The sequence below is a fragment of the Pseudomonas sp. LB3P14 genome (genome assembly GCF_054898045.1).
On record NZ_CM142714.1, the window covers coordinates 1621629 to 1633347 of the forward strand.

At 55.7% G+C, this 11719-nt stretch carries 11 protein-coding genes; 5 read left to right on the top strand and 6 right to left on the bottom strand.

Going from position 1 to position 11719, the window contains the following annotated elements; translation table 11 throughout:
• Positions 1–192: 192 nt before the first annotated feature.
• The gene (locus tag ACYZT5_RS07555; RefSeq protein WP_462050530.1) at positions 193–1872 is read left to right on the top strand and encodes a thiamine pyrophosphate-binding protein; all 1680 of its coding nucleotides are present in this window, start codon (positions 193–195) and stop codon (positions 1870–1872) included.
• A 92-nt stretch (positions 1873–1964) separates the two neighbouring features.
• Here the strand turns inward: ACYZT5_RS07555 and ACYZT5_RS07560 are convergent, their stop codons facing one another.
• Positions 1965–2834, bottom strand: a complete 870-nt coding sequence (locus ACYZT5_RS07560; RefSeq protein ID WP_462050531.1) for a LysR family transcriptional regulator — start codon at positions 2832–2834, stop codon at positions 1965–1967.
• A 179-nt stretch (positions 2835–3013) separates the two neighbouring features.
• On the opposite strand from ACYZT5_RS07560, the gene ACYZT5_RS07565 reads away from it, so the two are divergent.
• Complete coding sequence (locus ACYZT5_RS07565) at positions 3014–3730, top strand: AzlC family ABC transporter permease (RefSeq protein WP_462050532.1); 717 nt, start codon at positions 3014–3016, stop codon at positions 3728–3730.
• Entirely contained in the window at positions 3720–4028 is a 309-nt protein-coding gene (locus tag ACYZT5_RS07570) for an AzlD family protein (RefSeq protein ID WP_462050533.1), read from the top strand. The genes ACYZT5_RS07565 and ACYZT5_RS07570 overlap by 11 nt, the downstream gene beginning before the upstream one ends.
• A 184-nt stretch (positions 4029–4212) precedes the next feature.
• Here the strand turns inward: ACYZT5_RS07570 and ACYZT5_RS07575 are convergent, their stop codons facing one another.
• The 5 genes from ACYZT5_RS07575 to ACYZT5_RS07595 all read right to left on the bottom strand — a co-directional run bounded on the left by ACYZT5_RS07575 (position 4213) and on the right by ACYZT5_RS07595 (position 9360).
• Entirely contained in the window at positions 4213–4986 is a 774-nt protein-coding gene (locus ACYZT5_RS07575) for an L-iditol 2-dehydrogenase (protein WP_462050534.1), read from the bottom strand.
• A gap of 65 nt (positions 4987–5051) precedes the next feature.
• Complete coding sequence (locus ACYZT5_RS07580; protein ID WP_462050535.1) at positions 5052–6149, bottom strand: ABC transporter ATP-binding protein; 1098 nt, start codon at positions 6147–6149, stop codon at positions 5052–5054.
• Between the two features lie 69 nt (positions 6150–6218).
• Positions 6219–7049 carry a carbohydrate ABC transporter permease gene (locus tag ACYZT5_RS07585; RefSeq protein WP_007936731.1) on the bottom strand — a complete coding sequence of 277 codons (831 nt, stop codon included), beginning with the start codon at positions 7047–7049 and terminating at the stop codon, positions 6219–6221.
• Positions 7050–7059: 10 nt separating this feature from the next.
• A complete protein-coding gene (locus ACYZT5_RS07590; protein ID WP_462050536.1) occupies positions 7060–7986 on the bottom strand; it encodes a carbohydrate ABC transporter permease in 927 nt (308 codons plus the stop codon).
• A 66-nt stretch (positions 7987–8052) separates the two neighbouring features.
• Entirely contained in the window at positions 8053–9360 is a 1308-nt protein-coding gene (locus ACYZT5_RS07595) for an ABC transporter substrate-binding protein (RefSeq protein ID WP_462050537.1), read from the bottom strand.
• Positions 9361–9653: 293 nt separating this feature from the next.
• Between ACYZT5_RS07595 and ACYZT5_RS07600 the strand changes: the two genes are divergently transcribed.
• Positions 9654–10577 (top strand): AraC family transcriptional regulator, encoded by a 924-nt coding sequence (locus tag ACYZT5_RS07600; RefSeq protein WP_462050538.1) that lies wholly within the window; start codon positions 9654–9656, stop codon positions 10575–10577.
• A gap of 95 nt (positions 10578–10672) precedes the next feature.
• Entirely contained in the window at positions 10673–11581 is a 909-nt protein-coding gene (locus tag ACYZT5_RS07605; protein WP_462050539.1) for a carbohydrate kinase family protein, read from the top strand.
• The last annotated feature ends 138 nt before the right edge of the window (positions 11582–11719 follow it).

Genomic DNA, 11719 nt, shown 5'->3' on the forward strand with positions numbered 1-11719 from the left:
TGGACGATGGTACAAAGGAGCTGCTACTTTTCGGAAAATCTCATAACAGTAACGAAGCAGCTGATCGACCTCGGCTCCATCAACCGGACGTCTTCAGCTGTGCAACATGCCGTATAGGTGGGGGCATCAGACACCAGACCAGAAAGTAAACAGCTCACCTATCCACTGCACTACTCGACCCAGGAGATAACAATGAATAAAACCATTTCTCGTCGTAGCGGAGGTCAAATCTTGGTGGACGCCCTACGCATCCATGGTGTTAAAAGAGCTTTTTGTGTTCCGGGAGAAAGCTATCTCGCGGTACTCGATGCATTGCATGACGCTCGCGAAGAAATCGACCTGGTCGTATGCCGTCAAGAAGGTGGTGCAGCCTACATGGCGGAAGCCTATGGCAAGCTAACGGGAGAGCCTGGCATCTGCTTTGTTACCCGAGGCCCGGGGGCAACAAACGCCTCCGTTGGCGTTCACACCGCGTTCCAAGACTCATCGCCGATGATTCTGTTCATCGGCCAGGTGGCTCGCGATCAACAGTATCGCGAAGCCTTTCAGGAAATTGATTTTCGCCAGATGTTTGGCCCCTTGGCGAAATGGGTCGTACAAATCGACGACACCAGCAGAATTCCCGAACTGATCAGCCAGGCGTTTCACCGAGCGGTCAATGGCAGGCCAGGGCCTGTCGTGGTCGCACTCCCAGAAGACATGCTGACCGAAATGGCGGAGGTCAGTGATGCCGGCGCTTTCAAACGTGTCTTTATGACCCCGGCGACCGAGCAGATGGTCGCCATGCAACAACTGCTTGAGCAATCAGAGCGTCCAGTGATGGTGCTGGGTGGCAGCGGTTGGGATGCCGAATCAGTGCACGACATTCGGCTCTTTGCTGAACAGCAAAACATCCCTGTTGCGGCTTCCTTTCGCTGCCAAGATCTGTTCGACAACCGACACCCAAATTACGTGGGTGATCTTGGGTTCGCCGCGTCAGCCCAACTGTCCTCAGCGGTAAAAAACGCCGACCTGCTGTTGGTAGTGGGCTCCCGAATGGGTGAGGTTTCAACAGGCGGGTATGTCGCCTTGGACATCCCGGTACCCAAGCAAACCTTGATCCATATTCACCAAGGCATCGAGGAACTGGGACGGGTTTACCAACCTGCATTGGCGATAAACAGCAGCATGTCGACCTTTGCCAAATCAGCAGCAAAACTTCCGACGGTGACCAGCCAAGTAAAGAGTGAATGGACGCGCACCCTCAACAAAAACTACCGCGAAAATCTGGAACACTCGCCCTCCCCTGGCGATGTCCAAATGGCCGAAATCATTGAGTGGTTGAATCGCAGTCTTCCGGACGACGCGATCCTTACGAATGGCGCTGGAAACTATGCCGTTTGGCTTCAACGTTTCTTCCAGTTCCGGCAGTACCGCACCCAGCTAGGCCCTACCAATGGCTCCATGGGATACGGTGTTCCTGCAGCGGTAGCTGCCAAACTGACGTACCCGAACAGAGTGGTGGTTTCGTTTTCAGGGGATGGCTGCTTCTTGATGAATGGTCAGGAGATAGCGACTGCAGCGCAGCATGGGGCCAACGTGATTTTCGTTGTGATCAACAACGGGATGTACGGAACAATCAGAATGCACCAGGAGCGCAATTACCCAGGACGCGTTTCGGGCACTGAATTGCTCAACCCGGATTTCGCTGCACTAGCTCAAGCCTATGGGCTGCATGGCGAGGTGGTAACAGCCACGTCCGACTTTGCGCCAGCGTTCGAACGCTGTCTTGAAATGTCCTGTCCATCCTTGATTGAGGTCAGAGTCGATCCAGAAGCGCTTACCCCGCGTATGAGCCTGACTCAGATTAGAGAGCAATCAAGCAAAAAGTAAGCGGCTTCCAACTTCTGCCCTGTGGCGCCTGGTTACAGCTTTCCAAGCGCCTTTTTTCTAAGAAACATCAAAAAATCACAGCAATATCTGGTTTAAGACGTCCCTGACTGCCTGAGTGTCTTGATCAACAAACTGTGCAGACTATCAACAGCTTTGGCTCCGTGGGACGCCCGGCTGCGATAGACAGAAACCTCCATCGGCTCAAGAGGCCCAAGCCCATGCTCGCTGCCTAATATCGATAAATGTTTCGGTGCGCTGCATTGGGTCAGGACTGCTACGGCAAGACCACTTTCAACAGCGGCAATCTGTCCGGCTAGGCTCGAGCTGTTGTAGACCACCCGGTATCGCCGCCCTTGCAAGCCCAACGAGTTAATTGCGCTACGCCTGGCAAGGCTTGTGTTTTCATAAGTAGCAATGGGCAGCGGATCACGTCTCCATATTTCAAATTGAGGTGAGCCTACCCATACCATCGGCTCGTGAAACAGCAAGGTGCCGCGTCGCGGATGGTCTCTTGAGACTAGGGCGAGATCTAAATCGCCACGCTCAACACGCGAGATCAGAGAAGTTGATTGTTCGCAGCTCAGCTCAATCTCCACTGCGCCAAATTGCACTGCAAAGCGTTTAAGCACTGGGGTCAGATACCTTTCAGCGTAATCGTCCGGAACCCCTAGTCGTACGCGGCCTGTTAGCTTTTCCCCATGAAAAGCAGCCTGGGTCTCGGCGTGCAGGTCGAGCATCCGGCGGGCATAACCCAAGAGTGTTTGCCCATCAGGTGTGAGCTGATGCTGCCGTGAATCTCGTACCAGCAACTGGCGCCCAAGGGCGGCTTCCAGTTTTTTGAGTTGCATACTCACTGCTGATTGGGATCGATGCACCTGCGGGGCAGCATTCGTCAACGAGCCCGCGTCCACCACCGCGACAAAGCACTTCAACCAATCGATCTGGAGATCCTGGTAAACCATCCTCGCCTCCGCATTAGCTTATCGAATAGTAGATAGGCGAATTATGCGCTTTTCGCCAAATAAAGACAGGTGGATACTCGCGCTCACATGCTGACTATTCGATAGCAAAGCAGATGAATGATGCGTGACCTAAATGGGTCACCCATTACTCCAATCGACACGTTAAAGGAGCCCATGCTGTGGCAACCATAGATTCGGATGTGCGGGATCTGAGCTTTGATGATGTTTATCGCGGCTTTCGGCAACTTCTGCCGATTTCTGTATTTGTCTTGATATTCGGGGCAGCTTTCGGACTCGCAGCTGCGCAATCAGGATTAGACAAATCGTCGATTATTACGATGAGCGCTTTGGTTTTTGCCGGCGCTGCACAGTTCGCCACCCTCGATTTGTGGGGAGCGCAAATACCTGTTGTTCCATTGATCCTTACTGTGTTCGCCATCAATGCTCGGCATCTCCTGATGGGAGCTACGTTGTATCCATGGCTGCGGGAGCTGCCACCCGCCAAACGGTACGGCGTGATGCTTGTTGTTTCGGACTCCAACTGGGCAATGTCCATGCAGGCCCTAAGCCGAGGTAAACCAGGCTTAGGATTGCTATTCGGAGGCGGGATTGCGCTCTGGCTATCTTGGATATTTGGCAGTTGGCTCGGTCTTTATTTCGGCGACGCAATCCATGACCCGGCGAGCTGGGGACTGGACACGGTGATGGGCTGCTTCCTATTAGCAATGGTAGTGGGCGGCGAAAAGAACTTGCGCATGCTATTCATCTGGATAGTGGCCGCTTGCTCATCGCTCATGGCCTATGCGTATCTTCCCGAGAACAGCCATGTCGTTGTAGGGGCGCTAGCGGGAGGAATACTGGGAGCCATGTGGACGGAGAAAAATCATGAACGTTGAAACAGCTGGCTTTGGCACGTTGATCATAGTTTCGATCATGGCCGTGGTGACACTGGCGACCCGCTGGGGTGGCGTATTCATAATGTCGTTTGTACCGATCAACTTCAGGGCACAGCAATTCATCAATGCCATGTCCGGATCGGTGCTGGTAGCCCTTCTTGCACCGCAAGCGCTTGAAGGCGATAACGGCGCACGCTTGGCTTTATTGACCACGGCAATCACGATGCTGTTGTTAAAAAAGCCTTTGCCAGCCATTGCTGCCGGCATAGTTGCAGCGGCGATGTTCAGGCATTTTTGACGATCGGATCTTCAGTCCGACTCTCTGGATAGACAATGCTCCGATATTTGGCCGAGGTCGGATAACAGCATCTCGCGATCTTGGGTTAGCTGGCGAGTGTGAAACACTGCTGTGATAGAAAGGTGCTCGGAGAGACATCCTATAGTCCTCGGCTGAGCACCTTTCTATGCACCAATCATGGTTTTCAGCTCATCCAGTTACCACCGTCGACATTATAAGTCTGAGCCACCACATACTCGCTCTCGGAAGACGCCAGGAAAATGGCCATTCCCGTGAGATCCTCTGCTGTGCCCATCCGCCCAAAAGGCACCTCCTGACCAACCAGCTTTTTCTTTTCGCCTAATGGCCGGTTCTCATATTGGGCGAACATCGCGTCGACGCCATCCCAATGCTCGCCGTCTACCACGCCTGGGGCGATGGCATTCACATTGATCCCATACTTGATCAGATCGAGACCGGCTGATTGCGTAAGGCTGATAACGGCCGCTTTAGTTGCGCAATACACACCAACGAGCGCCTCCCCTCTTCGTCCCGCCTGGCTCGCCATGTTGATGATCTTGCCGCCATGCGCCTGACTGATCATCTGTCGGGCCGCAGCCTGCAGGGTGAATAGCGTTCCTGCGACGTTGATGGAAAACAGGCGCTCGTAACTCGCACGGGTGATGTCGACAATGGGTGCGAGATCAAACAATGCCGCGTTGTTGATCAAGATGTCCAACTTACCTGTCTTCGTTATGACGGCGGCAATGGCATCATCGATAGACGCCTGGTTAGTAACGTCCATCTCGACAGCGTAAGCGTCAGGCCCTAACTCGGCAGCAGTGGCCTGAGCACGCTCCAGGTTGATGTCCGCAATAGCTACGGTCGCTCCCTCACGAATGTAAGCCTGAGCAAAAGAACGTCCGATGCCTCGGGCCGATCCGGTGACGAGCGCGCTTTTACCTTCTAGTCGTTTCATTAATTGTTCATCCATTGTCTTAAATATCGAGTACACCCGACAGGTGCGTTGGAGTGGCGTAAGGGTCAGGCGGCGAGACGTGCCAACGGGGCGACAGCCTTTCCGTTCTCGTCGAACACATGGCAATGCAGAACGTCCAGCGCAACCCACCGCTGCTCTCCATAAGCCACTTGGCAGTCACCATTCACCCGTACGGTGAGGGCTTCACCCGACTTGGCCACGACGTGGCAGAAGGTGTCGCTACCCAGACGTTCGGTGACATCAGTGATGATGGGCAGTTGCCCTTGATCATCCAGACGCAAGTGTTCTGGACGTATGCCTACAGTGACCTCACTGCCCACAGCCAAAGTGCTTCCGTCACGAGGTATGAGCAGACGCCGACCGGATGCCAGTTCGACTTCTATGCCCTGATAACTGTTGGAAACCACCGTGGCCTTGAGAAACCCCATTTTTGGAGTGCCCAAAAATCCTGCTACGAATAGATTTGCAGGTTGGTGATAAAGCTCGAGCGGCGAGCCTATCTGCTCTATTCGACCGCCGTTGAGCACCACTACCTTGGTGGCGAGCGTCATGGCTTCCACCTGGTCGTGGGTCACATAGATCATGGTGGCTTGCAGTTCTTTGTGCAGTCGCGATAGTTCCAGGCGCATCTGTACACGCAGAGCGGCGTCGAGGTTGGACAGCGGTTCATCGAACAAGAAGATTTTCGGGTTACGCACGATGGCGCGACCGATGGCTACTCGTTGGCGCTGGCCCCCGGACAGCTGCTTCGGCTTACGCTCCAACAGTCGTTCCAGCTCAAGGATCCGTGCGGCCTCAGTGACCTTACGCTCGACCTGCTGCTTGTTCTCACCCACAAGATCCAGAGCAAAGGACATGTTTTTGCGCACCGTCATGTGCGGGTACAAGGCGTAGGTCTGGAACACCATCGCCAGGTCGCGTTTGGCGGGGCTGACTTCGGTGATATCACGGCCATCGAGTTCGATGGTGCCGCTGGTAACCTCCTCCAAGCCGGCGATTAGCCGCAGCAGGGTGGATTTGCCGCAACCCGATGGGCCGACGAAGACCACGAACTCTTTGTCGCGAACTTCTAGGTCAATGCCCTTGATAATGGACAGACCTTCGAAGCCTTTTTTCAGGTTTTTTATTTTCAGAGTGGCCATGGAATGAATACCCGCTTTGTTAGTTTCAGTCCGCACGAACCTTCTATCCGCGCTCGCAAAATCCAATGGTTATTTGACGGCGCCGAATGACAAACCGCGCACCAGTTGCTTTTGGCTGATCCAGCCGAAGATCAGGATCGGCGCGCAGGCCAGCGTGGACACCGCCGACAACTTGGCCCAGAACAGTCCTTCGGGGCTCGAGTACGAAGCGATCAATGCGGTCAGCGGCGCGGCTTTCGACGAGGTCAGGTTGAGCGACCAGAAGGCCTCGTTCCAACACAGGATCAGCGACAGCAACACGGTCGAAGCCAGGCCGCCCTTGGCGATCGGCAGTAGCACCCGAACCATTTCCTGCCACAGGGTGGCGCCGTCGAGACGCGCGGCTTCAAGGATGTCCTTGGGGATGTCTTTGAAGTAGGTGTAAATCATCCAGACCACGATCGGCAGGTTGATCAGCGTGTAGATCACGATCAAGGCGATGCGCGTGTCGAGCAGGCCGAAACTCTTGGCCAGCAGGTAGATCGGCATCAGCACGCCCACCGGCGGCAGCATCTTGGTGGAGAGCATCCACAGCAGCGTGCCTTTGGTGCGTTGGGTTTCGTAGAACGCCATCGAGTAGGCCGCCGGCACCGCGATCAGTAGGCACAGAGCCGTAGCGCTGAAGGAAATCACCACCGAGTTCCAGGCGAAGCTGAAGTAATCGCTGCGCTCGTTGATGTGCAGGTAGTTCTCCAGCGTGGGGGTGAAGATGAACTGCGGCGGCGTGGCGAACGCATCGATTTCGGTTTTGAAACTGGTCAGCACCATCCAGAAGATCGGGAAGAAGATCAGGATCGCGATGGCCCAGGCCAGGGTGCCGAGCAGCAGGCTTTGCAGACGGCGGGATTGTTGAAGGGTCATGGCGCAGGCCTCAGGCTTTGTCTGTCAGGTTTTTGCCGATCATCCGCACCAGCACGATGGCCGCGATGTTGGCGATCACCACCGCGATCAAGCCACCGGCGGACGCCATGCCGACGTCGAACTGCACCAGCGCCTGGTTGTAGATCAGGTAGGCGAGGTTGGTCGAGGCGTAGCCGGGGCCGCCGTTGGTGGTGGTGAAGATTTCGGCGAACACCGAGAGCAGGAAGATGGTTTCGATCATCACCACTACGGCAATCGGCCGTGCCAGGTGCGGCAAGGTCAGGTGCCAGAAAATCGCGATCGGCCCGGCACCATCGAGGCGCGCGGCTTCCTTCTGTTCCTGATCGAGGGACTGCATGGCGGTCATCAGGATCAGGATCGCGAACGGCAACCATTGCCAGGACACAATGATGATGATCGACAGCAGCGGGTAATGCGCCAGCCAGTCCACCGGCTGCGCGCCGAACAGCTTCCAGACGTAGGCGAGGATCCCCGACACCGGATGGAAAATCAGGTTCTTCCAGATCAGCGCCCCGACGGTGGGCATGATGAAAAAGGGCGAGATCAGCATCACCCGCACGATGCCGCGACCGAGAAACTCACTGGCCTCCAGCAGCGCACTGATCAAGACGCCGAACACCACGCTGATCAACAGCACGCTGCCGACCAGCAACAAGGTGTTGGTGGCGCCGGGCAGGAACCCCGAGTCGCTGAGGAAGTAAGTGAAGTTCTCCAACCCCACGAACTGGTTTTCACCGGGGTAGAGCAGGTTGTAGCGGATCAGTGAAAAGTACAGGGTCATGCCCAGCGGCACGATCATCCACAGCAGCAACAACGCCACCGAGGGGCTGACCAGAAACCAGCCGGGGTTGGCCAACCGGCTTTTACGCAGCGGTTGGAGGATTTCCATTTGAGCTTTGGCAGTTGAAATATTCATAACGATCAGAACCGATTGGGTGCAGGTGTGCCCGAGGCCGAAGCCCCGAGCCATTAAGCCGTTCGATTACTTCGGGTAACCGGCGCGCTTCATCTCACGTTCGGTGGAGGTCTGTGCGGCGGCGAGTGCTTGATCAACCGACATCTGTCCAGTCAGAGCCGCCGAAAACAGCTTTCCAACGGAAGTGCCGATCGCCTGGAACTCGGGAATGGTGACGTATTGGATGCCAACGTAAGGAACAGGCTTGATAGAAGGGTGTGCAGGATCGGCGTGCTGCATCATCTGCAAGGTCACTTGCGCGAAAGGCGCGGCCTTCAAATAGGCCTCGTTGTAGGTGGACTGTCGAGTGCCTGGCGGCACATGGGTGATGCCATCTGTTTCAGCGACAAGCTGGATGTATTCTTTCGACGTTGCCCACGTGATAAAGGCCTTGGCGGTGTCTTTGTGCTTGGAGGTTGCGGGTATCGCCAGCGACCACGCATACAGCCATGACGAACCTTTGTCGGTCACCTCGGTAGGTGCAGGCGCAAAGCCCACACTGTCGACGACCTTGCTCTGCTCTTTATCGGTGGTGAACGAGCCCGCGACGCTGGCATCCACCCAGATCGCGCATTTGCCACTGTTGAACAGCGCGAGGGTTTCGTTGAACCCATTGCTCGACACCCCTGGCGGCCCGAACTTCTTGAGGGTATCAACGTAAAAGTGCGCCGCTGCGGCCCACTCTGGGCTGGACAGCTCAGGCTGCCACTTTTCATCGAACCAACGGGCACCAAAGGCGTTGGCCATGGTGCTCATCAGCGCGATGTTCTCACCCCAACCGGCCTTGCCACGCAGGCACATGCCGTACTGTCCTTTGTCAGGCTGGTGGAGCCTGGACGCAAATTCGCCAAGCTGCGTCCAGGTCGGATGCTCGGGCATGCTCAGGCCTGCTTGTTTGAACAAATCGGTGCGGTAATAGGTGATCGTGCTTTCGCCATAGAAAGGCAACGCGTAGAGCGTGTTGTTGACCGACAGGCCTTGGCGTACCGAAGGGAAGATGTCTTCCAGGTCGTACTCGGGTGGCAGCCCGGTGATGGGCTCGAGCCAACGCTTGGCGCCCCAAAGCGGCGTTTCATAAGTACCAATCGTCAGCACGTCGAATTGGCCGCCTTGTGTGGCGATATCGGTCGTCAGGCGCTGACGCAGGACGTTTTCTTCCAGCACCACCCAATTGAGCTTCACATCAGGATGCTGCTGTTCAAAAATTTTGGAGAGTCGCTGCATGCGGATCATGTCGCCATTGTTGACGGTGGCAATGGTCACTGTTTCAGCGGCTTGACTGACAAGGGCGAAGGATAGGCCAGCGGAAAGGAAAAGCGCTTTCGGGATTTTCATCGTAGTGCTCTCCGCTCCGCGCCTTGGACGACGGGAGCTATTATTTTTGTTGTTAACCACCGCTGATCAAATACGTCTGGCCGGCAATGGTGGACGACTCGATTACAGCAGCTTAAAAAGGCCCGGACAAACGCATAGCGGATGCTTATCTAGTACTTTTTTAACCGACCGCGGCATAGCAGCCAAGGATCAAAAAAGTATCAGTCTCAGGCAATATTTGAGCTAGCAGCTGCCGACGGCGAAGGCGTATGTTGGTCGCATTCGAAGAACAATTAATTAAATAGGGGCATGACATGCCTGATACCCGAGCAGCCCTGTTCGAGCAGCGACCCGCCGAGCTGGAGGTTATTCTTCCTGAGCCCGATCATTGCTTTCGCTGGTACGAACACGATTACCCCTACTCCCTAGCTCGCTGGAATCATCACCCTGAATTCGAAATTCATCTGATCCGCCAAGGCAGCGGCAAGCTTGTCGCGGGCGATTACATCGGTGCGTTCGGTGCCGGTCACGTAGCGCTCATCGGCCCCGATCTTCCCCATGACTGGATTGGGGATCTCGCGCCCGGTGAATACCTGGCGGGGCGCGATGTGGTGCTGCAGTTTGATGGCGCAGCCATCTTGGCCTTACGCGCAACGATGCCTGAGCTGGGCGAGCTTCAACACCTTTTTGAACACGCGCGTCGCGGCCTGGAGTTCACTGGGGCGACGGCTCTACAGGCAGCGCGACTGCTGGAGGACATAGGCCCCGCGCGAGGACTCGAGCGTTTGATTCTGTTCCTGCAATTGATCAACGCGCTGATGAAAGCACCCGCGCATGACGTTCACTTGCTCGCCAGCGCTTGCTACGCGCCTACCCTCGATGCCCGCAGTTCCGAGCGAATCAACAAGGCCTTTGACTATCTACTGACTGAGCTCACCGGCGACATTCGCCTGTCGGTTATCGCTCAGCGCCTGGCGATGAGCGAGCCAGGTTTTTCGCGCTTCTTCAAAAGGATTACCGGCCACGGCTTCATCGATCTCATGCGCAAACTCAGGGTTCAGCGCGCCTGCAGGCTGCTGTTGCAAACAGAGATGTCGGTGTCTGATATCTGCTTTGAAGTGGGCTATGAAAACCTCTCCAACTTCAACCGGCACTTCCGTATCGAAATGGAACAGACCCCGAGCGAATACCGTCGCGGCACGGCGATGACCTTGTTCAACCGCAACGGTACGCATTAATCCCTGCCTTTCACTAAAACCCATTGAGTGAGTGATGCTTGGTCGACCCTGGCCAGTAAGCGGCATCCCCCAAAGAAAAAACAGAGGAAATGACAATGGTATTGCCTCGCGCAGTCGTATTTGGCGAAGCCCTGACCGACCTTGTCCAAGGCCTTCCCGGACATTGGAAAGGCTATCCAGGCGGCGCGCCCTGGAACGTTGCACGAGCGCTGAGTCGCTTGGGCGTTAGTAGCGCCTTCGCAGGCTCAATCAGCACGGACTCCCTGGGCGACGAGATAGCCAGGCAGTCAAAGGTGGCAGGTCTGGATAGGAGATTTATACAACGAGTAGACCGAGATCCCTTGGTCGCCATCGTCCCCTCTAGCCGTCCTCCCAGGTATTTTTTTGCCGGTGATGCCGATTTGCTTTTTGATCCAGACCTGTTGCCGCAAGGCTGGATCGCTCACGTTGAAGTCTGCCACTTCAGCTGCATCAGCTTGGCTCGCCAACCACTTGCAGACAGGCTGGTCAAACTTGCTCAGAGAGCGAAAGGAGAAGGTAAACGGATTAGCTATGATCCGAACTGGCGCAATTTGATGGACAACCATTATCGGGAGCAAACCTTCCCGACGATGACCGCCCTCGCCGACGTGATAAAGCTTTCGGACGAAGACCTTCGGCAAATTTATCCAGGGCTCACCGAAAGCCAGGCAATGACAGAGCTTCGCGCACTTAATCCGCAGGCGCAGATTCTATTCACCCGAGGAGAACACGGAATGGTTCTTCACACGCCGGACAACCAATACGAGCAGCCAGCAATTGCTGTGGACGTCGTAGACACAGTAGGGGCGGGCGACGCTTGCATGGCGGGTTGGCTGGCTGCGGACTTGCTGGGGATCGCCGACCTGGAGGAGCGCCTGCGTTTTTCAGCTGCTTGCGCGTCCCTATCGTGTCGTCATGCCGGAGCCCATGCACCAGCGTTGGCCGACGTGAAGGATCTACTTGGCACCTTTCGCAGTGTCTGACGGAACGGAGTCGATGCTGATGTATTGAAACGTATGTCAGCATCTCATTGTTGTGTCGCTTGGATGGGTAGTCTTGAATCCACTGGCACCTAGAAACTGGCGTTGAAGGCGATGGTGATAAAACCTTCCTTGGCGAGT

Bases quoted from the DNA above. Each gene is read 5' to 3' on its own strand.
- ACYZT5_RS07585 (WP_007936731.1), bottom strand. From the start codon at position 7,049: ATGACCCTTCAACAATCCCGCCGTCTGCAAAGCCTGCTGCTCGGCACC.
- ACYZT5_RS07555 (WP_462050530.1), top strand. From the start codon at position 193: ATGAATAAAACCATTTCTCGTCGTAGCGGAGGTCAAATCTTGGTGGAC.
- ACYZT5_RS07570 (WP_462050533.1), top strand. From the start codon at position 3,720: ATGAACGTTGAAACAGCTGGCTTTGGCACGTTGATCATAGTTTCGATC.
- ACYZT5_RS07580 (WP_462050535.1), bottom strand. From the start codon at position 6,149: ATGGCCACTCTGAAAATAAAAAACCTGAAAAAAGGCTTCGAAGGTCTG.
- ACYZT5_RS07575 (WP_462050534.1), bottom strand. From the start codon at position 4,986: ATGAAACGACTAGAAGGTAAAAGCGCGCTCGTCACCGGATCGGCCCGA.
- ACYZT5_RS07600 (WP_462050538.1), top strand. From the start codon at position 9,654: ATGCCTGATACCCGAGCAGCCCTGTTCGAGCAGCGACCCGCCGAGCTG.
- ACYZT5_RS07605 (WP_462050539.1), top strand. From the start codon at position 10,673: ATGGTATTGCCTCGCGCAGTCGTATTTGGCGAAGCCCTGACCGACCTT.
- ACYZT5_RS07595 (WP_462050537.1), bottom strand. From the start codon at position 9,360: ATGAAAATCCCGAAAGCGCTTTTCCTTTCCGCTGGCCTATCCTTCGCC.
- ACYZT5_RS07560 (WP_462050531.1), bottom strand. From the start codon at position 2,834: ATGGTTTACCAGGATCTCCAGATCGATTGGTTGAAGTGCTTTGTCGCG.
- ACYZT5_RS07590 (WP_462050536.1), bottom strand. From the start codon at position 7,986: ATGAATATTTCAACTGCCAAAGCTCAAATGGAAATCCTCCAACCGCTG.